We start from the raw sequence: 23,668 nt of genomic DNA, 5'->3' as shown, positions 1-23,668 counted from the left end.
GCCTCCCATCACCCGGCCGATCTTGGACGACCGGCCACCACTCACGGCAGGAAAACGTCCAAGATCTGGACAGGGAGGCCGCACCGCCCACCCCCAGGCTGACCTTGGACGACCGACCACCGTTCGCGGTAGGCAAACGTCCAAGGTCCGAAAGGGGGGAGACGCGCCGCCCAGATGCCCGCCGATCTTGGACGACCGGCCACCGCGGACGGTGAGAGAAGGTCCAAGATCCAGGAGAGGCCGCAGAGCCACCTTCAGCCAATCTTGGACGATTGCCGCGGAGCAATCAGGCGCAGGAGGATGGGGGGATGACTGGTCTCGGGCAGGCACTGGCGTTCGCGGGTGTGATCGGGCTGGCGGCGGTGTCGCCGGGGCCGGACTTCGCGGTGGTGGTGCGGCGTTCGGTGGCGGCCGGGCGATGGCATGGGATGGCCGCGGCCGCTGGAGTCGCCGCGGGGGTGTTCGTCTGGTCGGTGGCCGCCGCGGTGGGGGTGGCCGCGCTTCTGGCCGCGTCGGCGGTGGCGTTCACCGTCGTGAAGCTGGCCGGTGCGGCTTACCTGCTCTGGCTGGGGGTGAGCGCTCTGCTCGCGGCCCGGCGTGGCGGCGGTGAGATCGAGCCGGCAGCGGGTGGGCGTCCGGAGAAGCGGTTGTGGGCGTCGTTCCGGGACGGCCTGGTGACCAATGTGCTCAATCCCAAGTGTGGCGTGTTCTTCGTGGCGGTGCTGCCGCAGTTCGCGCCGGTGGACGGTGCCGCCGCGGACGTGCTGCTGCTGTCGGTGGTGGCGGTCGCGGTGACGGTCGCCTGGTTCGTGGTGGTGGCGAACCTGGTCGCGGCCCTGCGCCGGATGCTGTCCCGGCCGGTGGTGCGCCGCACCCTGGACGCCGTCACCGGCGCCGTCCTGATCACGATCGGAATCCGCCTCGCCGTCTCCCCCACACCCTGATCACGATCGAGGTTGGCCGAGCCGTCTCCTTCGCACCCGGATCACGATCAGGGTCAGGGTGGCCGCGATCGTGACGAGCAGGGCGTTTCGGAGGTATGGGCCCAGGCCGCTCGGGGGGCGGGCGGCGCGGATCAGGCCTCCGCTGATCACGTCGTCGGCCACGTCGACCGAGCGGATTTGCAGGTCGGGGCCGGTGAGCAGGGTGCGCGGGGTGGTGAACGGGCTGACCGCCCACACCTCGGTCTTGCGGATCCGCTCGTAGTCGGTGAGTCCTTCCCCGAGGCGTGCGCCACCGGTTTCGAAACCGGCGACGTCGATTCCCGCGAACGGGTACGACGCTGTCACCACCGCCTCCCCGGTGGGTGACCAGCCGAGCAGCCGGACCGCCACGAGATCGGTCAGTTCGCGGATGGCGGGGGTGGACCGCTCCACGCCGGTGGCCGGATCAACCATGATCAGCTTCCATCGGGACGGGTAGTCGGCGCCGTCGCAGCAGCGGCTCTGCCGGAGCAGGGTGAGCCCGACACCGTCCGGTGTCCAGGCCCCCTTCCCCGCCAGGCGACTGTCGTCGACCGCCCTGAACCGGCTGATCATCTGCCCGTCCATCGAGGTGACCCTGACGATCGCCCCCGACTGGTAGGCCAGCCGCCCACCGTCGCGGGAGAACGCCACCGTGTAGCCGTCACGGTCGGTTCGCGGGTCGAGGTCGCTGATCACCCGGGAGGTTCCGGCCGCCGGATCCACCAGGTACAGGGTGGCGCCGGTGAACTTCTCGCCGTCGGCCGTATAGGCGGTCACCGCCAGCCGCCGTCCGTCCGGTGACCAGGCCTGCGGCACGACCCAGTCGGCGCCGAGACCCGGCAGGGGCGTGTGGTCGCCGGTACCGAGATCGATCACCGCGCCGACCGTGGCGAGCCTGGTCCCGTCCGGGGACAGCACGGCCTGCTCCCCGGCGTACCGGAAGTTCCGGGGATCGTGGGAGATGCCGTAGACGTCCTCGTGCGCGCCGACCAGGGCCAGGGCGCCCTTGCTGCCGAGCGGCCACCAGTCGGGCGCGCCGAACACCACGCTCGCCGCACCGATCGGCCGGTCCTCCACTTCGGAGGTTCCCCAGAGCGGGACGCCGACCCGGTTCGGCAGGGAGCCCGGTGCGGTCGGTGGCGCCGCGGGCAGGTCGCGGCCCGGCCGGTCCAGCGGGACGATCACGGTCAGCGCGACGGCCAGGACGGCGGCCACCGCGGCGAGGATCCGGCCCCGCCGGCGGCGACGACGGGCCAGGGTGAGCGCGCCGTGATAGAGGTCGTAGGGCTCGACCTGGTCGGCCCGCTCCCGCAGGGCTCCACGCAACCGGGCTGTCACGACCGTCCCCTCACGGCTCGCTCGGCCGGCGCCGGCCGATCCTCGTCGATCAGATGTGGCGCCGTGGTCCGCAGCCGGGCCAGGGCGTCGTGGGTGTGCCGTTTGACCGTGCCGACCGAGCAGCCCAGCATCGCGGCCGCCTGCGCCTCGGTCATGTCCTCGTAGAAGCGCAGCACGAGCACCGCGCGCTGCCTCGGGCTGAGCCCGCCGAGGGCCTGGTCCAGGGTCATCCGCAGGGCGGTGGTGCGGTGCGGATCCGGGCCGCCCTGATCGGGTGGGGCGGCGGCCAGCCGCTCCGGCACCCGGCGGCGGCGCCACCAGGACATCTGGAGGTGGTACATGGTCCGGCGGACGTAACCCTCGGGATCGCCGTCCCGGACCTTCCGCCAGTGCCGGAGCACCCGGGCCAGCGCCGACTGGACCAGGTCCTCGGCGGCATGGTGATCGCCGGTCAGCAGATAGGCGGCACGCGACAGCGCCGGCCCGCGCGCCGAGACGAAGTCCCGGAAGCCCGGATATCGATCCTCGCCGACTCCCACATTCACAATCTTCTAGAACGCCGGCCGCCGGCCCCATGGTTGGGGGCCGGCGGCCGGTATTTCAGCGCCGGGCGGCGCGACGGTGGCCCAACCACCGCGCCGCCCGGACGATCTCTCACCCTGCGAGCGTTCCGCTCACCACGGTTCCGGTACGGGTGACCTGGTACGAAACGGTCTCCCCGCTCCAGAGGTAGAACCGCAGGTTCACGACGGCGCCGTCGGTGACCTCGGCGAAGAAGTCCGGGGTCAGCCTGATCGTGCCGGCCGTGTAGTCGGGGGCGAAGGCGCGGTCGAACTCCTTGTACGGCGTCCATCCGTGCGGCCCGGCGTTGCTGCCGTCCGCGTAGGTGGCCGTCATGGTGGCGAGACGGTCCCCGTTGAACACGGTGGGGATCGCGAACGCGCTGGTCTCCCCGGTCACGGCGGACAGCTGCGGGGTGTCGGAGCTGACCACGTCGAGCCGCCACGGGACACCACCGGAGAACCGCAGTGACAGCGCCGCCTTCACCCCGTACCCCTCGGTTCTGGTCAGTCGCTGGAGCAACCCGGCGGTGAGGGTGAGCTGATCGCCGGAGACCTGGTAGTCGGGGCCGCGGCGCAGCGTGGCCTCGCCGAGGCGGACGTGGGTGAAGCCGAGGCCGTTGAGGTTGAGCGTGATGGTCTGCGCGGTGACCGGCGCGGATCGCCGGACGAACACCAGGTCGCTCGCCGCGGTGCCGGAGCGGGTGCGCCAGCTCGACGAGATCTGGCCGAACAGCTCGGCGTCGCGCCAGACCCCGGCGGTACGGTCGTAGTGCTGACCGTTGTCCCAGAGCATCGTGGTGACCCCGGACGCACGGGCCTGCTGCCCGAAGAGCTCGAAGAACTTGAGCTTCTCGCCCTGTTCGATGGTGCCGGTGTGCCGGTCGAAGCCGAGCAGACCGTATTCGCCCAGGATCACCGGGATGCCCTTGCTGATCAGGCTGTCGCGGAGCCGCTGGAAGGTGCCGAGCAGGTCCTGCTGGGCGGTCGCGTCGAACCGGTAGCCGCCGGCCACGTTGACGCTGAACGGCCAGTAGCCGTAGTAGTGCACGGTGGCGATCAGGTTCGGGTCGTTGAACGCGGTGAACTCGCCGGTCAGCGCGTCGAGGCGGCCCTGGTCGGCGTTGGTGTGCAGGGTCGGCAGGACCAGGAACCGCTTGGCGTTGCCGCCACCGGTGCCGCGCACGATCCGGTGGAAGGACGTGTTCAGCTCGGCGAGCAGCGCGTAGTTCTCGGTGTCACCGGTGCTGCCCCAGAACTGCGGCTCGTTGACGCTCTCCAGGAGCAGCCTGGGCGAGGTGTCCCGGAAGGCGCCGGCGACCTGCGTCCAGATGGCGTTGTAGCGGGCCAGCACGTTGTCGTGGTCGGTGGGCATGGTGGCGATCCACTGCCACGAGTCGTGATGGATATTGATCATCACGTAGAGGCCCTCGTCGAGCGCCCAGCCCACCACCTCCTGTACGCGGGCCAGGTAGGCGGGATCGATCGTGTAGTCCGGCGCCGGGCCCTGGTGCTGGCCCCAGGTGACCGGGATGCGGATGCTCTTGAAGCCCTGGGCGCGGATGCCCTTCAGCAGCTCCCGGGTGACGCGCGGGTTGCCCCACGAGGTCTCGTCGGCGCCGGTGGCGTCCAGGGTGTTGCCGAGGTTCCAGCCCGGTTGCATGGCTTTCGTTATCGCGGCGGCGGTGGGCGCCGCCTGTGCCGGACCGGCCCACGCCATCCCACCGAGGATCAGGGTGAGCGCGAGCAGCCTGCCGAGTAGTCGCGACATGACGCTCCTAGCTAGGACGCGCGGGAGTACGGGGATTGGGAGCGCTCCCGCTTCACCTCGGCAGACTATGTATGGACGCCAAACTATGTCAATCGATGTCCACACATGACTGCGGACCACCCGGGGCGAGCGGGGGATGCGCTCCTCGCCCGGCGGTGGCCCGCAGACTCGCTGGAGATACCCGCCGCGTCATCGAAGGGGAGTCCCGGCGGCGAGGCGTCAACAAGACGCCAATCACACGGAGGCTAGTACTCGGTGCATTCCGCAGAAAGGCAGACTCACGGAATCATGCACTTTCCAGAACCGATTCCGACAACCCTCGCAAGAATTGCCAACCAGAACTCCGGCGGGTTTGTCCAGCACTGCTACCTGCAACTTTGCAAGTTGCACAAGATCATCCGATAACCATCCCTCCTAACTGGAATTGGCACGTCGAATTCTCGGCAACGCATTGTCGTAGCCCTATTACAGTTCGTACTCTGATGGTCAACTGCAATCGACCTTCGTAAGTACGATGCAGCGGGCCGGCTGTCACGGGGCCCGGAGGGAGCAGCCATGCTTGTCAAAGTGCTCGACCAGATCACCGACGACCATCTGCTGGAGGCCGCCTGGACCCTGTACCTGGACGCGTTCGAGGAGCTGAACGCCCTCGCCGCCCAACGGCACCTGATGTACCGCGCCGAGTTCGACGAGGTCATGCGGGACACCCGGATAGACAAGTACCTGGCCCTGGAAGCCGACGGCACGCTGTCCGGCATCGCCTGTTACACCAACGTCCTCGAGGCGATCCCGCTGATCTCGCCACAGTATTTCGAGCGGCACTGGCCCGAGCACTTCGCGGCGAGGAGAATCTGGTACATCGTCTTCATCGCCGCCAGCCCGGTGGGCAAGGGCAGAGACGGGTTCGCGCAGATCGTCGAGCAGATGTACCTCGTGGCAGCCACCCAGAACGGCATGGTCGGACTGGACATATGCACCTACAACGACGAGGTGCGGCGCATGTCGAAGCGGTTCCGGCTCATGGTGGGCCGTCTCTGCAACAACAACATGCGTTTCAACCAGATCGATCAACAATCCTTCTGGCTGTACGAGTTCCCCTCAGCCGCATAGGCGCGGCGGTAAGCATCGTCATCAAGCCATAGGCGCCCTCCACATCGTCCAGAGCGGAGGCCCGTCGGGTAGTTCGATCACGGACCGCACCTGGTATCCGTGCCGGAGGTACAGGTCACGGTTGCGGGGGTCGTTGGCCTCCAGATAGGCCGGGATGCCGGCGTGATCGAGCCGGGCGTGATGACGGTCGAGCAGGGCGCTGCCGACGCCACGGTTCTGCTCGTCCGGGCGGACCGCGAGGAACGCCAGGTAGTGGTGCGGCTCGAGCGGGTGGTGTTCTTCGATCGCGGCGTCCAGCTGGCAGGCGCGGTCGAAGGCATCGCCCGCCGCCTCCTTCAGGCGGCGTTCGTAGTCGATCGGCGGCGGGATCAGCGAGGTCAGCGGGAACCAGAGGGCCACCCCGGACAGGCGACCGGTCTGCGCGTCGGCGGTGGCGTAGACCTCACCATGCCGCGTGGCGTGCTCCACGAAGATCGAGAAGTAGGCGGGCGCCTCCCGGCGGCGGACGTCAGGATCGGAGTGCAGCCACCGGGCGACCGGCCCGTCGCGCATCGCCTCGGCGACGAGGTCGGTGATCTCGTCGGTGTCGACCGGGGTGACATCCCGGATGACGAGTTCCTGGATGGCGTACGTCATCGGTTTCCTTTCTGGACTGAAGTTCAGTAGCGGTAGCCGTGCGTGCCCACGGGGGTCGGCGGCAACGGCGGTGGGAAGTCGTTCTCGACAAGTGCGGTGACCCGCACGTCGGCGCCGCGGCCGATCGCCGCGTAGACCTCGGGACGGACGGTCCGCATGACCAGTGCCCACCCGAAGCCCAGCGCCGCGACGCCGAGGTAGGCGACCGGGAACACCCAGCGGAACGGGGACCCGGCCGGGACCTGCAAGAGGTCTCCGAAGCCGATGATCGTCGCGGCCAACACGATGGAGAGCAGCAGGAACGCCAGGAACGGCGCCACGTAGGCACGCCAGACGTTCTCCCCACGGCGATGCTGCTGGAAGAACGCGATCACCGATGCGGACGCCGCCCACATCAGGACCAGGACCCCCAGCCCGCCGATGGTCGTCAGCCAGGCGAACAGATAGAGCAGCGGTTCGGCCCCGGCCCAGGCATAGGCGCTGATCACACCGAGTGCCAACACGCTCTGGGTGATCGAGCCGAGCAGCGGCGCCCCGGTCCGGGGATGCGTGTAACCCCAGGCCGACGGCAGCACGCCCTCACGGCCGAGCGAGAACTGGTACCGGGAGACCGCGGCGTGGAAAGCCAGCAGCGCCGCGAAGACGCTGGTCATGAACAGCACGTAGCCGATGTCCACGAGGACGGCTGGCAGGTGCGGCCCGACCAGGGTGAACACCAGATCCGTCTGGTGCTCGGCGGCGACCGAGAGGATCTTGTCCGGACCGGTGGTCACCGACATCGCCCAGGCCGAGACGCCACAGAGCAGGCCGGCCAGGATGACCGCGAGATGGGTGGCCCGCGCGATCGTCCGCTTCGGGTCGCGCGCTTCCTCGGAGAGGACCACCGTCGCCTCGAAGCCGACGAAGCCCGCGATCGCCAGCACCAGCAACGAACCCACCACCGGTGTGACCATCGGCGCCGGGGACAGCGTCTCGAACGAGATCGATCCACCGGCCGGGTTCGCGACCATGACCAGGTCGTAGAGGAGCACGATGCTGATCTCGGCGACCAGCAGGACGGCGAGGACCTTGCCGCTCAGGTCGACCCAGAGGACACCGAGGACGGTGACCAGAGCCCAGGCCACGAGGGCGCACACATACCAGGAGACCTGGAGACCCATCGCGCCGAGGATGCCGGAAGCCGCCGAGCCGAACAGGCCGAAGAGCCCGATCTGCATCAGCGAGTACGCCGGAAGCGCCACGAACGCGGCACCGACGCCGACCACCCTGCCCAGTCCGTGACTGATGTAGGAGTAGAAGGCGCCGGAGTTCACGATGTGCCGGCTCATCGCGACGAATCCGACGGTGAAGAGCGACAGGATGCCGGCGACCACCAGGTAGGCGACCGGAACGGCGGTGCTGCCCTGGATGGCGTAGATCGCCGAGATCGATCCGATGATCACGGTGAGTGGCGCGGCGCCCGCGACTCCGAAGAACACCACGGAGGCGACGCCCATCCGGTTACTGGCCAGGGCCCGGGTGATGATGTCCGGCTCGATGGCCGGCTTGCGGTCCATCAGCAGCCGTCCGGCCCATTGGTCCTGGTTGTTGTGGCGCAGCGCGTGTCGGCCGGAGGTCATCGGCGGCCAACGGTCACGACCGAGCCGATCGAGGCCTCGGTGTAGTCGACGATCTCCCGCAGGTCGCTGGGAAGGGACGCGGCCGCGTTCGGCAGGAACTGGAACGCGTGCGGATAGTTCTCGAATCCGTAGAGCACGTGACGGGTCAGGCCGGTCGCGGAGACGAGACTGACCAGCATCCGGTCCACGATGTTCAGCTCCATGCCGCGGACGAGCAGGTTCGCCAGCCGGGTGGAGGCCCACGCCGCGGCGTTGCGCTGCTGGGCGCTGTTCGGCATGTAGAGCGTGTGACTGGCGCCGAGCATCCGCCGCCGGGTCACCGGCTCGACGGCGCCGAGCCGAACCAGCCTCTCGCCCACCCGCAACGCCGCGTCCTGTGACAGGAAGGCGAGCCAGGTCCGAACGTCCCGGTGTTGCGGCTGCGCGACGAGAAGGTCCAGGATGTCGTGTCCGAGAGCGTCGCGCGGTGGGTGGCGGTCAACGATGAAGAGGTCGCCGTCGGTCACTCCGATACGGCCTTCCAGGACCAGCTCAGCCAATAATGCGGCGGCCAGACCCAGGCCGGTCGCACGAGGGTGGAGGCGGGAGCGCCCCGTCCGGTCCTCGTGCGCGATCAGGTAGTACTGGTCAGCCAACACTGCGTCACGCCCCTTAGACGCAAGTTCCAATGATCTTTTACCTATGTAGGAAACAAGACAGAACTCGATGTCCGGAGCATCATGTACCCAACACCAAGGTCAATACAAGAAGTACTAGACTTCTTATTCAGTCCTCGGTGCCGAGGTCCACTTTATTGATCTTTTCGAAATAGCGATCATGAATGGGTTACTGGATCGTCAGGGAGCGGTCGTAATATCGACTCCATCAGGACCGTAGGGGAGTCCAGGTGTCCGATATCGAGGGTCCGACGCTGCGTCGCCGCCGGCTGGGGGCGGAGCTCAAACGATGCCGGGAGGCCGCGGGCCTCACCCAGCAGGACGTGTCACGCCACTTCGAATGGCATTCGGCCAAGGTGACCCGCATCGAGACCGCCCGGGTGGCGGTCACCCCGCGGGACGTGCGTGACCTGCTCACTCTCTACAACGTGCGGGACCAGAGCTATCGCGAGGCGCTGGTCGAGCTGGCCCGGCAGTCCCGCGAGCGGACCTGGTGGACCGACTACCGCGACATCATGCGGCCGGGGAACTTCGTGGGTCTCGAGGCCGCCGCCTCGGCGATGCGGACCTGGGAGCCGGTGCTCGTGCCCGGCCTTCTCCAGACTCCCGCCTACATGCGGTCACTGATGAGAAGCGGACGCCCGACCGATCCCGAGGAGCACATCGACCGGCGGATCAATCTGCGCCTGACCCGTCAGGGCCGGCTGACCAGTGAGCGCCCGCTCGAGTTGTCGGCCTTCATGGACGAGGCCGCACTGCACCATGTGATCGGTGGCGCGGAGGTCATGGCGGAGCAGCTTCGCCATTTAATCGAGGTAGCTAAATTACCGAATGTTTTCCTGCAGATACTGCCCTTCACCGCTGGTGGGCACCCCTTCCTGAGCGGCCCGGCAGCGCTTTTGGAGTTCCGAGAGACCACCCATTTGGATGTTGTTTACATGGAAGGCCTTGCGGGAGACTTGTACGAGGAACAACCAGACATGGTTGACTGGTATCGGCAGGAGTTCGAGCGATTGAGCGCCATGGCGCTTGACCATCGCACGACCATCAAGATGATCGAGAGTCTGCTCGTCGCTTAGCACTCCCGATGAACAATCACATCGAAGGGAGGTGCTTGAGTTGCTTGCGCACCAAATCAACGGGGCCGTCTGGAAGAAGGGCAGCCGTAGTAACGGTACAGGCGGCAGCAACTGCGTCGAGGTCGCATTCCTCGACGCTGGTGGAATTGCCGTCCGTGACAGCAAGGACCGGAGTGGACCGGCCCTCATGTTCACACCAGCGGAGTGGACCGCCTTCGTGGACTCTGCCAAGGACGGCGAATTCGACATCGTTTCGTGAGAGCCTACCGATAGGCGCGAGCCGATGGAAGACCTGAGCCAAGGTCGACTTTCGTCATCTGCACCTTGAGGGATATCGCGGTGATCCGCTCACGCGGGCGCCGTGGCATCGGCACCGGCCCTGCCACTTTCCGTGGCAGGGCCATCACTATTCACGCCCCATTCCACGCTATTCACGAATGCTTTTCTCGTTACTGATGAGGATCGGCCAGAGACGCTGACCGCGAGTTGATCGCGCACCACCGAGCGTGAGCAATCGGGGTCACGCAGCCTGTGCGAACGCGGAACGCCGCAACTCCCCCGCCCCGGCCGACGGGGCGGCCGGGCGGACCACGGTGGCCCGGGCCTCGGCGTGCGCCGCCTCCCGCCGCAGGCTGTCCCGGCTCCGGCGGGCCAGCTGGACGTCGTGCCAGGCGGCCCGCTCCGCGGCCACCGCCTCCCGGTAGACCAGCGCCAGGTGCGCCGCCGACGCCCGGGACACCACCACCTCCTGCTCGGCCGGGTGCAGCCAGGCGTCCCACCCGCCGCCACCGGTCAGCGCGCCGACCACGGCGGCGGCCGGCAGCTCACCCCGGTCGGCGGCGGCACGGACCGCGTCGTGCAGGAAACGCTCGCGAGACGCGTACTCCGCGGGGTTTTGCGGGGTCCAGGGCGTGCCGAAGGCCGCTGTCGCCCGGCAACGAGCCCAGCGCGCGTCCGCGGCCTGCCACGCCGCGAGGGCCGCGTCCACCCGGTCGACGGCCGCCTGCCAGTGCCCCTGCCATCGGTCGACCGCCTCACCGGCCTGCGTGGCCGCCACCCGCATCTCTCCGGCGAATCGCAGCGCGTGCGCCACCTCCGCCGCGCGCCGGGCCCGCCGCTCCCGCCGCCGCTGCCCGGTCCGGAGCACCCAGGTGATCGTCTCGACCAGTTCGAGGCGCGGGTTGCGGACCCCGTCCGGGCTGGCCAGGACGATCAGGGCGGGCAGGGCGAGGAGCATCAGGACGGCCCAGACAGCGATCGGGGCGGGCTCGGACAGCAGCATGTCGGCGAGAATGTTCACGGTGGTCCGTTCGGTTCGGCTCGGTGCGCGGCGTGAATCAGGGCGAAGCTGGCGGGCGGTGGGCGACCGGATCGCCGGGACGATCTGCCCGGAAACGATCAATGGGAGCGGGAGCCTGCCGCGACCGCGGAAGACTGGTCGTCAGGAGCAGGGTCCGGGGACGGCCGCGGGCCTCAGACGGCGGCGGGCGGTGCGCGGGAGGTGAGGATCCCGGCGGCGTGCCGGGTGGCCGGCCTGCCGGTCCGGTCCGGCACACGGTGGGTCGCGCTTCCCTCAGCGGTACGCCGTACGAGCTCCGCGTCGACGTAGGAGCCATCCCCGTCCGGGGGCGTCACGGAGTCGGTCCCCGCGCTCAGATGCGCGTCGTGGGCCGGGCCGGCGGCGGGATCCGCGATGAGGCCGGTCGTCCGGGCCGGGTGCGTGGTGTCGCCGATGGCGTGGACCGCGTGGGCCGGGTGATGGGATGACTCGCCGGCACCGTGGCCGGCCGCCGTGAAGAGGGCGAGGAAGAGCGCGAACAGGAATGGCAACGACCGGAGCAGCGCGCTGCGTCGGATCGTTGCCATTGCCTGAAAGTACCTGATTGTGATCTTAGGTCCGTTTCGGCGCGCCGGGAACGGGCTCAGGGGGCGGTCCAGCCGACCGGGATGTTGCCGATCCGTACGCGCTGCGGGTGGTCACCGACCGGCACCGAGGCGACGGCCTGTCCGGTGGCGAAGCTGATCGCGGTGACCCGGTCGGCGCCGGCCTCGGAGATCACGCAGTCGAGGCCGTCCGCGCTCACCGTGGCCCAGTACGGCTTGATCGCGGTGACCAGCGGCCCCGGGGTGAGGGTGGCCCGGTCGACGACGGTGGCGTAGTCGTCCATGGTTCCGGCGACGCAGAGCTTGGCGCCGTCCCGGCTGATCGACAGGCCGTGGTGGCGGGAGTCGTTGACCCAGGTGGTGCGATCCGGGTCGGTGGCCGGGTTCTGGGGAAGCTCCTTGACCCGGGTGATCCGGTCCGTTGCCACGTCGTACTCGACCAGGCCGGCGAAGAACGACACCTGGAAGTAGAGCTTGGACTCGTCCGGCGTGAAGACGGCCGGGCGGACCGCGTCGGAGAGGTCGCTGCGGCCGAAGGCGTCCAGGCGGTTCCGCATGTCGATGGTGCGGGCCACCTGGAAGGTGCTCGTGTCGGCGACGGTGATCTTCCGGTCTCCCTTGGTGAAGTCCAGCCAGGGGTCGTCGAGGTCGGTGTTGACCTCGCCGATCGACATGTTCCACAGGTAGCGGCCGCCGCCGGCGTAGATGTTCTCGTGCGGTTTGTCGCCGGTCGCGAAGGAGCCGAGCTGCCGGCCGGTGACGATGTCGAGCACGTGCACGGTGTTGCCGGTGGAGGCGGAGACGGCGACCGAACGGCCGTCCGGGCTGACCGCCATATGGTCGGAGCGGAAGCCGCTGACCGGGAACCGCCAGCGCGGCTTCCCGGTGGCCAGGTCGATCGAGACCACGTCGGCGAAGCTGGGCCGGGAGATGACCAGGGCGTCACCGGCCGGGGTGGTGTACATGTCGTCGACGAGCTGGTCGTGCCCCTCCCCCGGCCCCTGCTGGATGCCGAGGTAGAAGGCCAGCCGGATCGGGTTGAGGTAGATCTCGGTGAGCCGCTGGGTGCGGTCCGGCACCACGTTGAGCCGGCCGATGCGGCTGTAGGAGCCGCTGGCCTCGATGACGTCGACGGTGCCGTCCCAGTTGTTGCCGACGAACATCACCTGGCGCAGGGCAGGAGCGGCGGCCGCCGGCTCGGGCGCCACGGCCGTGCCCGCGGCGAGCAGGAGGCCGAGAGCGAGGGGTACGAGATGAGTCTTCATGTGATTCCCATCGATATCGTGGCCTGTTACTTTGCGGTAACACCAGGAGAACAAGAGGATGACTCACATCGATAGGTTGTGAGGCCCAATGCGGACGCTCCCCGTTGTCGCCCGGACACAACCCGACCCGCTCGCCGCGCTGGTGCACGGGCTGGCCGACGACGCCCGCCTGGTCGACGACGTGGTGGCCGCGGCCCGCGCCCAGTCCCCGGAGGCCGCCCGGCTGCCCGGGACGGAAAGCCGCCGGTACGTCGCCGCGCTGATCCGGGCCGGGTGCGCCACCTTCCTGCGCCCCGGCGAGCCGGCCGGCGAGGACTTCGCCGAGGCGGCCCGGTTCGGGGCCGAGGGCGCGGCGCTCGGCGTGCCGATGGCGGCGCTGCTGTCCGGGGTGCACGCCGGCCGCAGCCGGATCCTGGAGATCGCGATCGCCCGCGGCCGGGCCACCGGACTGCCCGACGACGTGCTGCTCCAGGGGCTGCTCCGGCTCGACCGGTACGGCGGCGCGCTGGAACGGCACGTGCTGGACGGCTACCGGACGGCGGAGCGGCAGCTCGACAGCGACCGGCGGGCCGCCCGCGTCCGGCTGCTGCGCCACCTGCTGCTCGGCGAGGAGAGCGACGGCGTGGATCCGGCCCGGTTCGGGCTCACTCCCGGCGGCCTCTACCACTGCGCCGTCTCGGACGTGGCCGATCCGGGCCGGGTGCGGGAGCTGGAGCAGGCGTTCGCCCGGTGCGGCGGGATCCTCGGGCCGGTACGGGGACGGCTGTGCGGGCTCACCCCACGACTTCCGGAACTGACCACAATGGCCCCGGCCGTGGTGGTGACCACTCCGCCCGTACCCCTGGAAAGGGCGACGGAGGCGCACCGCCTCGCCCGCCTGGCGCTGCACGCGGCTCGCGCCCGGGGTGTGACCGGGCCGTGCGAGGTGACCGAGCTGGCCGGGGAGACGGCGCTGGCGGCGCAGCCGATGCTGGCCGGATTCCTGCGGCACGGGCTGCTGGCGGCGCTGGACCCGGCCGACGATTTCCACCGGGAGCTGGCCGGTACGGCACTGGCCTATCTGGACCACGGACAGCGGCTGGACCTCACGGCGAGTGCGCTGCACCTGCATCCGAACACGGTGCGTTACCGGTTGCGGCGGCTGCGGGAGCTGACCGGGTTCGGCGAGCGGCTCACCGTGCTGGAGACCGTCCGCTGGTGGTGGGCGCTGCACACATGGCGGGGCCCGGTGTGATGGGCGGTCACACCGGGCCTCTCTAGCCGATCACCACTTGCGGTAGTCGGTCTGGGTCTGTGCGTTGAACTGCCACGTCCGTTGCCGCTCCGCGTGATCGATGCGGCGGTCACTGACCTCCAGGACGTCGAAACCCTTCTGGATGTCGCTGGAGTAGATGTGGCCGTTGTACCAGTACGCCGACCAGGAACCGCCGACGATCAGCCGGTCGAGGCTGAGCGGGCCGCGCTCCCAGTAGGCGATCTCCACCGGCTTGCGCGAGTTGGTGAAGTCCCAGATCGAGATGCCACCCTGATACCACGCCTGGACCATGATGTCGCGGCCCTTGACCGGGATCAGCGAGCCGTTGTGGGCCACGCAGTTCTCGGTGGTGGCGTTCTCCCGGGGGATCTTGAAGTAGCTGCGGAACTCGAGCTTGCGGTGCTTGCCCTTGCCCGTGATGTCATAGATCGCATCGGCGCCCTTGTTCGCGCCGATGGACGGCAGACACTCCGCGCCACCGCCGCCGCCGAGCTCGTCGGTGAAGACGACCTTGGTGCCATCGTTGTTGAACGTCGCCGAGTGCCAGAACGCGAAGTTCTCCGCGTCCCGCACGGTGGTGATCACCTTGGGCGACGCCGGGCGGGAGATGTCCAGCAGGACGCCGTCACCCATGCACGCGCCGGCCGCGATGTCCTTGGCCGGGTAGGCGGTGATGTCGTGGCAGCCGGTGGTCCGCCGGCTGTCCGCGTCACCCGGGAAACCGCCGTCCGGGAAGAGCACCGGCGCGGCGATCAGGCTCGCGGTGTCCGGCTTCCTCAGCGGCACCTTGATGATCGAGATCTTGTCGTGCGGCTGCGCGCAGTTCGGCAGGTCCACCACGTCGAGGTTGTACGACGACACGTAGACGTACACCGAGCGGTCGTGGCCCTTGCCCGGAACCAGCGTCAGGGTGTGTGAGCCGCAGTCGGTCTTGACCGCCTTGACGTACTTCGGGTTGCGCGGATCGCTGACGTCGAAGATCTTGACGCCTTCCCAGCGGGGCGCGGTGGACGGCTCCGAGTTCGGCACCGAAACGCTGCTGCAGGAGTCGTCGTTGCGGATCGAGTCGGTCGCCAGGAAGAGCAGGTCACCCCAGATCGAGATGTCGTTCTGCGCGCCGGGGCAGAGCACCTGGGTGACCGGCACCGGGTCGCTCGGCTCACTGATGTCGTAGACGCTGAAGCCGTTGTAGTTGCCGGCGTACGCGTACTTCCCCTGGAAGGCCAGGTCACTGTTGAGCGCGTTCTCCGGAGCGAACGGGCCCACCTTGGGCTCGTTCCCGATCTGCCTGATGTTGGGGCTGCTGACGATCTGGTCCACGCCTGGGATGCCGGCCGGGTCCGCTTGGACCGGCGCGGCCACGACCAGAGTGGACAGGACCGCCGCCGCCCCGATACAGGCCAGGCGCATTATCCGCCCTCGTGAGGCAGGATGCTTCATGAAGCTCCTTCCGGTTTCGGAGCACCGATGACGCACGGCGAGTCGTGTCGTCCGCACTATCGGTGACAGCGATGTCGGTCGTTACGATAACCGTCGAAGCCCGGCCGTGGGGGCCGCCTGCCGGAAAGGAAATACATGCAACACCGACGCGCATGGGCCCTGACCGCCGCATCTGCGGTCCTTCTCGGCACCGTGGGTGCGGTGCTGGCCGCCCGGGCGTCCGGCCCGGCCGATCCGGTGAGCGCGCCGGCCTCCTCGGCCTCTCCGGTCCGCGTCGTCGTGCCGGGCCGTCCCGGTGAGTCGGCCGGCGTCACCGACTCCGATCACGTGCAGGCGCCCGCCGCGTCCACCTACAACCGGGCCGACGTCACCTATGCCCAGATGATGATCGCCCACCACGCGCAGGCCCTCCAGATGGCCGATCTGGTGCCCGACCGGGCCGCGAACCAGGGCGTGAAGAACATCGCCGGCCGGATCACCGCCGCGCAGGGGCCGGAGATCTCGGTGCTGCGGACCTGGCTGGCCGACCGCGGAGAGCCGGAGTCGGACCCGGCCCACGACCACGCCACGATGCCCGGCATGCAGTCCGAGGCGGCCCTCACCGATCTGGCCGCGGCCCGGGGCGCCGACTTCGACCGCCGGTTCGTCGCGATGATGACCGAGCACCACCGTGGGGCCGAGACGATGGTGGGCGATCTGCTGCGTACCGGGTCGGAGGAACGGCTCGCCAAGATGGCCAAGGAGACGGCGATCGAGCAGGTGGTCGAGATCCAGCGGATGACCGAGCTGGGTGTGAGCTGACTCAGCGGGCCGGCAGCGCCGCCCTGACCTGGGTCGCGCCGGCGGCCAGCGCGTTGAAGGCGGACTGGCTGATGTCGTCGTCCTCGCGCAGGTCGACGAGCTTCTCGGCGAACTCGTCCATCTTGCGGGCGACGTCCTTCACCTTGCCCCGTTTCAGCCGGTCGGCGGCGGACTTGAGCCGGCGGTCCAGCGCCTCGGCGCCGTCGTCGTCGATCTCGCCCTGGTCCTCCAGCGAGTCGACCACGGCTCTGAGGGCGGCGATCAACTCGGCCGGCTGGGCCGGACGCACGGTGACCGGAGCGGTCGTCGTGGTCGCCTCTACTTCCGAGGGCGAGGGCTCCGGCGTCTCTACCGGCGCCGCCGACGTCACCACCACGGCGGGCGGCGCGGCCACCGGAGGTGGAGTTTCGTCGTCGCCGGAGAACAGCCAGACCACGAGCGCGGACAGGACGACCGCGGAGCCCGCCGCGGCGAGCAGGGCCACCCGGCGGTGGTCGGCGGCCCGGTAGACGCCGCGCTGCTGTTGCTCCACCACCGGCATCGGGGCCGTCGGCTGGTAGAGGTCATGAGGATCCGGCACGGCGGCCATCATGCCAGGCGACGGGTCAGAAGCGGACCGGAAGTTCGGTCAGCCCGCGCAGCAGGGTGCCGGGCCGCCAGGTCAGCTCCTCCGGCTCGACGGCCAGCCGCAGACCGGGAAAACGGTCGAACAGAGCGGTGAACGCGATCTGCGCCTCCAGCCGGGCCAGCGGTGCGCCCAGGCAGTAGTGAATGCCGTGCCCGAAGGCCAGATGCGGGTTCTGCGGACGGTCCAGCCGCAGCTCGTCGGCACCGGGGAAGCGGTCGTCGTCCCGGTTGGCGGAGAGCAGGACCACCACGACCGGGTCACCCGCGGCCACCTTCTCCCCGCCGATCTCCAGGTCCTCGGTGGCGACCCGGAAGGTGGACGTCTCGACGGGTCCCTCGTACCGCAGGAACTCCTCGATGGCGGAGGGCAGCAACGCGCGGTCGGCGCGCAGGCGCTCCCATCGCTCGCGGTCACGCAGCAGCAGGTAGGCGCCGTTGCCGATCAGGTTGACGGTGGTCTCGTGGCCGGCCAGCAGCAGCAGGAAGACCATCGAGGTGAGCTCCTCCTCGGTCAGCCCGTCCCCGGAGTCGCGGACCTGGATCAGCCCGGTCAGCAGGTCGTCGCCGCCGTGGTCGCGGCGTTCGGCGAGCAGGGTCCGGATGTAACCGATCATCGCCTCGATGGCCGGGCCCAGCCGGTCGCCGGACATCGCGCCCGCGACGATGACGTTGGACCAGGCACGGAACGAGCCCTGGTCGGCGGTCGGCACCCCGAGCAGCTCGCAGATCACCTGGATGGGCAGCGGGAAGGCGAAGGCGTCGATCAGGTCGGCCCGGTCCCGGCCGTCGAGGGCGTCCAGCAACTCGGTGGCGATCACCTCGATCCGCGGGCGCAGCGCCTCGATCCGGCGGACCGTGAAGGCGGCCGAGACCAGGCGGCGCAGCCGGGTGTGGTCGGGCGGGTCCACGGCCAGCATGTGCCGGGACAGGGCGCCGCCGGCCGCGGACTGACCGGCCGCGGAGCCGAGGGCGGCCACCGACTTGGACAGCCGGGGGTCGGCCAGCACGCGGCGGGCGTCGTCATATCGGGTGACGAGCCAGGCGTCCATGCCGCTGGGCAGGCGGACACGGCGGACCGGGCCGGTGCCGCGCATCCGGGCGTACGTCGGGTGGGGGTCGTTCTGAAACGCCGGGTCGGTGAAATCGATCATTTCGCCCCTCCAGGCCGCCGGGAACCGAATTCCGACAATACGTGTCGATGGGGTTCCCGGCAGCCCCGGTCAGGCGGCGGGGCGGCGCGGCACCCGGGGCGCGCGCGGCGGACGGATCGGCAGGTGCGGCCGACGGGCGGTGGGCCGCCGCAACCGGCGCGGTCGCGGCTCCGGGGACGCCACCACGACGACGACGTACGCCCGGTGTGGTTCGGTGGTATCGGCCACTGGTACGGATCACCTCCAGGGAAGGTGTCCACTATCCGCCGGTACGACGACCGGCTCCCCGCTGTTCATGCTTTCTTAAAGATCATCTGAGAAAGAGGTAAGCAACCACCGCAAGACCGGTGGGCACCGGCCGATTACCCTCCTTGGGACCACTCGTAGATGGAGTAGCCGCGCCACCATGTCCTTCCGCACCCTGGGCGTCCTCGCCGCCGTCACGTCGCTGCTGGCCATGGCCGGATGCGGCTCTCCCGCCGCACCCGTCGGAGACCCCGCCGAAGCCCACCCAGCGGCCTCCTCCGGACCGTCCGCGGCGGTGCCGGGCACTCCCACGGAGAGTGTCCCGACCCGGCCGAACATCGTCTTCGTGCTGGTCGACGACCTGTCGATGAACCTCGTGCAGTACATGCCGAACGTGCAGAAGATGCAGCGGGACGGCACGACGTTCACCAACTACACGGTCACCGACTCGCTCTGCTGCCCGTCGCGCGCCTCGATCCTCAAGGGACAGTTCCCGCACAACACCGGCATCGTCAAGAACCACGGGTCGGACGGCGGCTTCCGGCTCTTCAACAGCCGCGGCCAGGAGAAGTCGACGATCGCGACCGACCTCAAGGCGGCCGGCTACCGCACCGCGTTCCTCGGCAAGTACCTCAACGAGTACTTCCCCAAGAAGACCATGGGCACCGGCAAGCCCTACGTGCCGCCGGGCTGGGACCAGTGGTTCGGCGGCGGCAACGCGTACGACAACTTCGACTACGACCTCAACGAGAACGGCCAGGTCAAGAGGTACGGCAAGAAGCCGCAGGACTACCTCACCGACGTGATCGCGGGCAAGGCGGCGAACTTCATCAGCACCACGGCGGCGACCGGGCAGCCGTTCATGGTCGAGGTCTCCACGTACACCCCGCACAGTCCGTACACTCCGGCGCCGCGCGACGAGAAGCTCTTCCCCGGGCTGAAGGCGCCGCGCACCGCGGCCTACGACAAGGTCCCCGTCGGCTCGTCGTGGCTGCCCCCGAACCTCAAGCTCACCAAGGACCAGGCGCAGCGGGTGGACGAGGAGTTCCGCAAGCGGGTGCAGTCGGTGCAGTCGGTGGACCGGATGGTCGGCACGCTGCGCGACACCCTGGCCAAGTCCGGGGTGGCCGGCGACACCGTGGTGATCTTCAGCTCGGACAACGGCTACCACATGGGCGAGTACGCGCTGCCCTCCGGCAAGCAGACCGCCTTCGACACCGACGTCAACGTGCCGCTGATCGTCGCCGGGCACGGGGTGGGCGCCGGGCGCAGCGTCAGCTCGGTGGTGGCCAACATCGACCTGCGGCCCACCTTCACCGACCTGGCCGGGGCGCCGCCGTCGCCGGAGTGCGACGGCCGCAGCTTCAAGGCGCTGCTCAGCGAGGACGCGCCGGCCGACTGGCGGCACGCGACCCTGATCGAGCACCACGATCCGGCCACCGACCCGAAGGACCCGGACTTCCAGTACGACAGCAAGAACATCCCACCGTCGTACGACGCGATGCGGACCGAGCGGTTCACCTACATCGAGTACGTGGACGGGACCCGGGAGTACTTCGACCGCAAGACCGACCCGTACATGTTGACCAACCTGGTCGGCACGCTGGCGCCGGCGCGGCTCGCCGAGCTGACCACCGCACTGCACGGGATGGCCACCTGCGTCGGCGCGGACGCCTGCGGGAAGGCCTCCCGGGCGATCAGCTGACCCCGCCCGGCCAGATGAACGGCCGCCCGGACGGGCCCTGGTCCGGCACGATCGGGTAGACGCTGGAGTGCGCCTGCCAGGACGGCTGCGGGCGGGGCCGGGAGTCGGCGAGGGCCCGGGCGAGCGCCTGCAACATGTCCTGGAGGGCCATGTGCAGGCGGTCGTCGGTGACGATGCCGTCGCCGTCGATCGACGCCATCTCCAGCGGGATCCGGACGCACGCGGGCCGCAGCAGCCGGGCGCCCGCGTGGTCGAGCACCGACTCCAGCCCGGCCCGGGCGCCGTCGTCCAGGCCGGGCCGCACCACGGACAGCCAGGCGGCCGGTTTGCCGCCCAGGTCGCCGCCGTCGACCAGCCAGTCGAGCAGGTTCTTGAGGCTGCCGGGCAGCGAGCCGGCGTACTCCGGGGTGCTGAACAGCACGGCGTCGGCCGCGTCGACCAGGGAACGCAGCTCGGCGACCGGGCCCGTCGGCAGCTCGCCGGGGACGAAGGCGGGCAGGTGGCGCAGGTCCTCGTACCGGGTGGTGGTGATCTCCGGTGGCGCGAACCGGGCCGCGGTCCGCAGGGCGGCGTTGTGCAGGGAACCCTCCCGGGTGCTTCCCGAGATCAGCAGGACACGGGTCATTCCGCGACGATACGGCGCGCGGGGCCCCGGTTCGGACGCCCGAAGGGATTACCCGGCCGCCGGTCTCCGCCCCCGGAGCATCCAGCCGGTGCCGGCCACCGCCAGGACGGTCAGGACCGCCAGCATCAGGCCGTGGTTGGCGCCGGCGCCGTCGGCGGTCCTCGCGACCACGTTCGGCACGCCGATCCGGTCCAGCGCCCAGCCGACCGCGGCGGCCGCGGTGAACAGCGCGCCGCCGGTCCGCAGCCACGGCTGCACCGGGAGCCGGGCCAGGGCCAGCAGCGCGGGCAGGGCGAGCGCCACGAGCAGGAGCTGGACCAGCTCGATGCCGAGGTTGAAGCCGAACAGGCTGAGCGCCAGCTGCGTGGTGGACAGGTGCAGGTCGGCCAGGGTGAGCGAGAAGGCCATCCCGTGCCCCAGCCCGAACAGCCCGGCGACCAGCGCCTCGCGCCCGGGGAAGAGCGGGCGGACCGCGTGGACGGCGCCGATCAGGATGCTCACCGCGATGAAGACCTCGACCGGCCGGGCCGGGATCGCGACCCGGGTCAGGGCACTGAGCGCGAGCGCCGCGGAGTGACCGAGGGTGAAGGCCAGGGTGATCCCGGCGATCCGCCGGATCGCCGGCCGCGCGCCCGACAGCTCCCGCCAGCGCCCGCCCCGGGCCAGCAGCGGCGCCGGCAGCAGCAGGATGAGCAGGAACAGCAGGTGGTCGGTCCCCTCCAGGATGTGCCGGCCGCCGAGTTCGAGCATGGCCCGGAAGCCCTGCCAGGAGCCGCCCGCGCCGAGGTCGACGGCGAGCGGCGGGACGGTCATCGTGCGGTTGTCGACGGCGATCGCGCCGACCTGCTCGGCGTCGTCACCCTCGGTCACCCGGCCGGCCGCCCAGTCCTGCCGGACCGACACCAGCGCGGTGTGCGTCACCACCTTGTGGACGATCACGTCGTAGCCGAGGGCGAAGTGCCGCACATCGCCGCCGGCCGGTGGGGTGAGCGTGAGGGTCGCGATCACCTCCTGGTACGGCCCGGTGCCGGTCTGCTCGGCCGTACTGACCTCGACGTCCCCGGCGGCGACCGTCCAGGCGGCGCCGTCGGCGCCGGTGGGCCGGATGTGCCCGGTCAGATAGGCGCGCAGCTCCCCGGCCCGGGCCGGGAGCTGGGTCGCGGCGATCCCGCTGGCCAGGGCCAGGTCGCCGGCGGGCAGCTGGAGCGACGCGGTCACCGAGCCCTGGTGCACGTCGAGGACGACCACCGAGTTCGGCATCGGGTGGGCCGCTGCCGGCTTCGCGCCGAGGAACACCATCAGGGGTACGGCCAGGAGCACTGCGATCCGTCTCACCCGCCACATGATTGTCAACAATATCGTCGGCAGGTAGGCCTACGCGCGGGTTCACAGCAAGTCACAGAAAGCACCGAGGCCCCACCTGAATCAGGTGGAGCCTCGGTCGGTCGTGCGCCGCGTAGGACTCGAACCTACAACCCGCGGATTAAGAGTCCGCTGCTCTGCCAGTTGAGCTAGCAGCGCCTTTCGACGGGAGGAAGACTAACACACCACCCCGGCCCCGATTTTCGGCCGGGGGGTGGCCGCGGGCGCCGGGGAGCGCCCGCGGCCGTGGGGAACGGGGTCAGGTCGCGGTGCAGGTCAGCGACGGCCAGGTCCAGTTGCCGCCGTGCTGAACGGTGAAGCCGAAGGTGTTGCCGTTGCCGTTGGGCCGGGCGGTCATCACGTAGCCGGTGGAGTCCCAGCCGACCGTGGCGTTCCAGGTCGCGATGACCCTCTGCGGGGAACGGAACGTGACGGTGACCGTCCAGTTGTTCGTCCCGGTGACCGCCACCTGACCGTTGAAGCGGTCCGTCCACTTCTGGCCCTCGGAGTAGGTGGCCGTACAGGAACCACCGGTCGGCGGCGGCGTCGTGGGGTTCGTTCCGCCACTCGGCGCCACGGCCCGGCCCGTGCTGGACGAGATCATGCCGGCGCACAGGCCACGGTTGCGCAGGTCGGCGGCGATCTGCGGGATGGCGGCGACGGTGGTGGCGTACTGGTCGTGCATCAGGATGATCTGGCCGTTGGTGAGCGTGCCGGCCCGCTGCACGATCTGGGCCGTGGTGGCGCCGTTCCAGTCCTGGGAGTCGACGTCCCAGATGATCGTCCGCATGCCCAGGGCCGAGGCGGCGGACTGGAGGGTGGCGTTCGTCTCCCCGTACGGCGGACGGAAGAGCACCGGGGTGCCCCCGCCGCCGGCCTGGATGGCGCTCTGCGTGCGGGACAGCTCCGAGCTCATCTGCGCCGAGGACAGGGTCAGCATGTGCGGGTGGGTGTAGCTGTGGTTGGCGACCCACATGCCGGCGTCCACCTGCGCCCGGACCAGGCCGGGGTTGGCCGCCGCGTTCTGGCCGGTGTTGAACATGGTGGCCCGCAGCCCGTTCTGCCGCAGCGCGTTGAGCAGGTTGGTGGTGTTGCCGGCGTTCGGCCCGTCGTCGTAGGTGAGACCGACGTAACCGCTGCTGCAGGCGGCCGGGGCGGCGGCGGCCGTCTGGGTGAGCGGAGCCAGGACGGCGCCGGACGCGGCCAGCACGCCGGCCGCTCCGCAGAGCACGGCTCTGAGCTTGCGCATGGGGATCCACCTTCGTGTCGGGGAACAGGGAAGGGATCGACGGCCGTCGCTGATTCATTGTTCGGAGTCACCGGGACCGCGTCAACTGTTAAGTGCCGGTAAATTTTCGAAACTTTCGGAGCTTGGGAGCAGTAGTTAGGCGATGGATCACGCTTTTACTGGCCGCAACTATCGAGGGGATCCCGGAAGCACCGGCGGAGGGCACGAAAAAGCCCCAGCCGAGGGCTGGGGCTTCGTGTGCTTGGAGAGTGCGTCGCGTAGGACTTGAACCTACAACCCGCGGATTAAGAGTCCGCTGCTCTGCCAGTTGAGCTAGCGACGCTC

Annotated in this window: 22 protein-coding genes and 2 tRNA genes; 7 read left to right on the top strand and 17 right to left on the bottom strand. The window is 69.7% G+C overall.

Features of this window, described 5'->3' with window-relative positions:
• Positions 1–308 precede the first annotated feature (308 nt).
• Complete coding sequence (locus BJ964_RS15185) at positions 309–944, top strand: LysE family translocator (RefSeq protein ID WP_188121270.1); 636 nt, start codon at positions 309–311, stop codon at positions 942–944.
• Here the strand turns inward: BJ964_RS15185 and BJ964_RS15180 are convergent, their stop codons facing one another.
• The 3 genes from BJ964_RS15180 to BJ964_RS15170 all read right to left on the bottom strand — a co-directional run bounded on the left by BJ964_RS15180 (position 945) and on the right by BJ964_RS15170 (position 4,634).
• Positions 945–2,303 carry a PD40 domain-containing protein gene (locus tag BJ964_RS15180; protein ID WP_188121269.1) on the bottom strand — a complete coding sequence of 453 codons (1,359 nt, stop codon included), beginning with the start codon at positions 2,301–2,303 and terminating at the stop codon, positions 945–947.
• Complete coding sequence (locus BJ964_RS15175) at positions 2,300–2,842, bottom strand: SigE family RNA polymerase sigma factor (RefSeq protein WP_188121268.1); 543 nt, start codon at positions 2,840–2,842, stop codon at positions 2,300–2,302. Before BJ964_RS15175 ends, BJ964_RS15180 begins: the two co-directional genes overlap by 4 nt.
• Before the next feature lie 115 nt (positions 2,843–2,957).
• Positions 2,958–4,634: a cellulase family glycosylhydrolase gene (locus BJ964_RS15170; protein WP_188121267.1), complete on the bottom strand. Its 1,677-nt coding sequence runs from the start codon at positions 4,632–4,634 to the stop codon at positions 2,958–2,960.
• A gap of 555 nt (positions 4,635–5,189) precedes the next feature.
• On the opposite strand from BJ964_RS15170, the gene BJ964_RS15165 reads away from it, so the two are divergent.
• A complete protein-coding gene (locus tag BJ964_RS15165) occupies positions 5,190–5,744 on the top strand; it encodes a hypothetical protein (RefSeq protein WP_188121266.1) in 555 nt (184 codons plus the stop codon).
• A 21-nt stretch (positions 5,745–5,765) separates the two neighbouring features.
• Here the strand turns inward: BJ964_RS15165 and BJ964_RS15160 are convergent, their stop codons facing one another.
• From BJ964_RS15160 to BJ964_RS15150, 3 genes are read right to left on the bottom strand one after another with little or no spacing between them, the layout of a single operon-like run.
• On the bottom strand, positions 5,766–6,380 hold the full coding sequence (locus BJ964_RS15160; RefSeq protein WP_188121265.1) for a GNAT family N-acetyltransferase: 615 nt from the start codon (positions 6,378–6,380) through the stop codon (positions 5,766–5,768).
• 23 nt (positions 6,381–6,403) lie between these two features.
• Positions 6,404–7,999: an APC family permease gene (locus BJ964_RS15155; RefSeq protein WP_188121264.1), complete on the bottom strand. Its 1,596-nt coding sequence runs from the start codon at positions 7,997–7,999 to the stop codon at positions 6,404–6,406.
• Entirely contained in the window at positions 7,996–8,637 is a 642-nt protein-coding gene (locus BJ964_RS15150) for a GOLPH3/VPS74 family protein (RefSeq protein WP_188121263.1), read from the bottom strand. Before BJ964_RS15150 ends, BJ964_RS15155 begins: the two co-directional genes overlap by 4 nt.
• Positions 8,638–8,885: 248 nt before the next feature.
• On the opposite strand from BJ964_RS15150, the gene BJ964_RS15145 reads away from it, so the two are divergent.
• Positions 8,886–9,734, top strand: a complete 849-nt coding sequence (locus tag BJ964_RS15145) for a helix-turn-helix domain-containing protein (RefSeq protein WP_188121262.1) — start codon at positions 8,886–8,888, stop codon at positions 9,732–9,734.
• 40 nt (positions 9,735–9,774) lie between these two features.
• Positions 9,775–9,993, top strand: a complete 219-nt coding sequence (locus tag BJ964_RS15140; protein WP_188126958.1) for a DUF397 domain-containing protein — start codon at positions 9,775–9,777, stop codon at positions 9,991–9,993.
• A gap of 261 nt (positions 9,994–10,254) precedes the next feature.
• Here the strand turns inward: BJ964_RS15140 and BJ964_RS15135 are convergent, their stop codons facing one another.
• The 3 genes from BJ964_RS15135 to BJ964_RS15125 form a co-directional block, all read right to left on the bottom strand.
• Positions 10,255–11,034, bottom strand: coding sequence for a hypothetical protein (locus BJ964_RS15135; protein ID WP_188121261.1), 780 nt, complete (start codon positions 11,032–11,034; stop codon positions 10,255–10,257).
• Positions 11,035–11,207: 173 nt separating this feature from the next.
• Positions 11,208–11,600 (bottom strand): hypothetical protein, encoded by a 393-nt coding sequence (locus tag BJ964_RS15130; RefSeq protein WP_188121260.1) that lies wholly within the window; start codon positions 11,598–11,600, stop codon positions 11,208–11,210.
• 56 nt (positions 11,601–11,656) lie between these two features.
• A complete protein-coding gene (locus BJ964_RS15125) occupies positions 11,657–12,883 on the bottom strand; it encodes a YncE family protein (protein WP_188121259.1) in 1,227 nt (408 codons plus the stop codon).
• Between the two features lie 88 nt (positions 12,884–12,971).
• Between BJ964_RS15125 and BJ964_RS15120 the strand changes: the two genes are divergently transcribed.
• On the top strand, positions 12,972–14,117 hold the full coding sequence (locus tag BJ964_RS15120; RefSeq protein WP_188121258.1) for a helix-turn-helix domain-containing protein: 1,146 nt from the start codon (positions 12,972–12,974) through the stop codon (positions 14,115–14,117).
• Positions 14,118–14,147: 30 nt separating this feature from the next.
• On the opposite strand, the gene BJ964_RS15115 is transcribed toward BJ964_RS15120, so the two are convergent.
• A complete protein-coding gene (locus BJ964_RS15115) occupies positions 14,148–15,548 on the bottom strand; it encodes an LVIVD repeat-containing protein (protein WP_229806837.1) in 1,401 nt (466 codons plus the stop codon).
• Positions 15,549–15,713: 165 nt separating this feature from the next.
• Between BJ964_RS15115 and BJ964_RS15110 the strand changes: the two genes are divergently transcribed.
• Positions 15,714–16,379: a DUF305 domain-containing protein gene (locus BJ964_RS15110; RefSeq protein WP_188121256.1), complete on the top strand. Its 666-nt coding sequence runs from the start codon at positions 15,714–15,716 to the stop codon at positions 16,377–16,379.
• Between the two features lies 1 nt (position 16,380).
• Here BJ964_RS15110 and BJ964_RS15105 read toward each other — a convergent pair whose 3' ends face one another.
• Together BJ964_RS15105 and BJ964_RS15100 are read right to left on the bottom strand one after the other, a co-directional pair.
• Positions 16,381–16,959, bottom strand: a complete 579-nt coding sequence (locus BJ964_RS15105; protein ID WP_188121255.1) for an FIMAH domain-containing protein — start codon at positions 16,957–16,959, stop codon at positions 16,381–16,383.
• A gap of 25 nt (positions 16,960–16,984) precedes the next feature.
• A complete protein-coding gene (locus tag BJ964_RS15100) occupies positions 16,985–18,157 on the bottom strand; it encodes a cytochrome P450 family protein (RefSeq protein WP_188121254.1) in 1,173 nt (390 codons plus the stop codon).
• 406 nt (positions 18,158–18,563) lie between these two features.
• On the opposite strand from BJ964_RS15100, the gene BJ964_RS15095 reads away from it, so the two are divergent.
• Entirely contained in the window at positions 18,564–20,108 is a 1,545-nt protein-coding gene (locus tag BJ964_RS15095) for a sulfatase family protein (protein WP_188121253.1), read from the top strand.
• Here BJ964_RS15095 and BJ964_RS15090 read toward each other — a convergent pair.
• The 5 genes from BJ964_RS15090 to BJ964_RS15070 all read right to left on the bottom strand — a co-directional run bounded on the left by BJ964_RS15090 (position 20,101) and on the right by BJ964_RS15070 (position 23,666).
• Entirely contained in the window at positions 20,101–20,733 is a 633-nt protein-coding gene (locus BJ964_RS15090) for an NADPH-dependent FMN reductase (RefSeq protein ID WP_188121252.1), read from the bottom strand. The genes BJ964_RS15095 and BJ964_RS15090 overlap by 8 nt on opposite strands.
• A gap of 48 nt (positions 20,734–20,781) precedes the next feature.
• Positions 20,782–22,068 (bottom strand): HupE/UreJ family protein, encoded by a 1,287-nt coding sequence (locus BJ964_RS49095; RefSeq protein WP_188121251.1) that lies wholly within the window; start codon positions 22,066–22,068, stop codon positions 20,782–20,784.
• 113 nt (positions 22,069–22,181) lie between these two features.
• Positions 22,182–22,254 (bottom strand) — tRNA-Lys (locus tag BJ964_RS15080).
• A gap of 100 nt (positions 22,255–22,354) precedes the next feature.
• Entirely contained in the window at positions 22,355–23,344 is a 990-nt protein-coding gene (locus BJ964_RS15075; protein ID WP_188121250.1) for a polysaccharide deacetylase family protein, read from the bottom strand.
• 249 nt (positions 23,345–23,593) lie between these two features.
• Positions 23,594–23,666, bottom strand: a tRNA-Lys gene (locus tag BJ964_RS15070).
• Positions 23,667–23,668: the final 2 nt, after the last annotated feature.

This window comes from Actinoplanes lobatus (assembly GCF_014205215.1).
GTDB lineage: Bacteria > Actinomycetota > Actinomycetes > Mycobacteriales > Micromonosporaceae > Actinoplanes > Actinoplanes lobatus.
The sequence above is the reverse complement of the archived record's forward strand: the minus strand, read 5'-3'. Positions and strand labels throughout refer to the sequence as shown.

Bases quoted from the DNA above. Each gene is read 5' to 3' on its own strand.
- BJ964_RS15075 (WP_188121250.1), bottom strand. From the start codon at position 23,344: ATGCGCAAGCTCAGAGCCGTGCTCTGCGGAGCGGCCGGCGTGCTGGCC.
- BJ964_RS15115 (WP_229806837.1), bottom strand. From the start codon at position 15,548: ATGCGCCTGGCCTGTATCGGGGCGGCGGCGGTCCTGTCCACTCTGGTC.
- BJ964_RS15155 (WP_188121264.1), bottom strand. From the start codon at position 7,999: ATGACCTCCGGCCGACACGCGCTGCGCCACAACAACCAGGACCAATGG.
- BJ964_RS15100 (WP_188121254.1), bottom strand. From the start codon at position 18,157: ATGATCGATTTCACCGACCCGGCGTTTCAGAACGACCCCCACCCGACG.
- BJ964_RS15160 (WP_188121265.1), bottom strand. From the start codon at position 6,380: ATGACGTACGCCATCCAGGAACTCGTCATCCGGGATGTCACCCCGGTC.
- BJ964_RS15125 (WP_188121259.1), bottom strand. From the start codon at position 12,883: ATGAAGACTCATCTCGTACCCCTCGCTCTCGGCCTCCTGCTCGCCGCG.
- BJ964_RS15185 (WP_188121270.1), top strand. From the start codon at position 309: ATGACTGGTCTCGGGCAGGCACTGGCGTTCGCGGGTGTGATCGGGCTG.
- BJ964_RS15110 (WP_188121256.1), top strand. From the start codon at position 15,714: ATGCAACACCGACGCGCATGGGCCCTGACCGCCGCATCTGCGGTCCTT.
- BJ964_RS15165 (WP_188121266.1), top strand. From the start codon at position 5,190: ATGCTTGTCAAAGTGCTCGACCAGATCACCGACGACCATCTGCTGGAG.
- BJ964_RS15120 (WP_188121258.1), top strand. From the start codon at position 12,972: ATGCGGACGCTCCCCGTTGTCGCCCGGACACAACCCGACCCGCTCGCC.
- BJ964_RS15130 (WP_188121260.1), bottom strand. From the start codon at position 11,600: ATGGCAACGATCCGACGCAGCGCGCTGCTCCGGTCGTTGCCATTCCTG.
- BJ964_RS15095 (WP_188121253.1), top strand. From the start codon at position 18,564: ATGTCCTTCCGCACCCTGGGCGTCCTCGCCGCCGTCACGTCGCTGCTG.
- BJ964_RS15090 (WP_188121252.1), bottom strand. From the start codon at position 20,733: ATGACCCGTGTCCTGCTGATCTCGGGAAGCACCCGGGAGGGTTCCCTG.
- BJ964_RS15170 (WP_188121267.1), bottom strand. From the start codon at position 4,634: ATGTCGCGACTACTCGGCAGGCTGCTCGCGCTCACCCTGATCCTCGGT.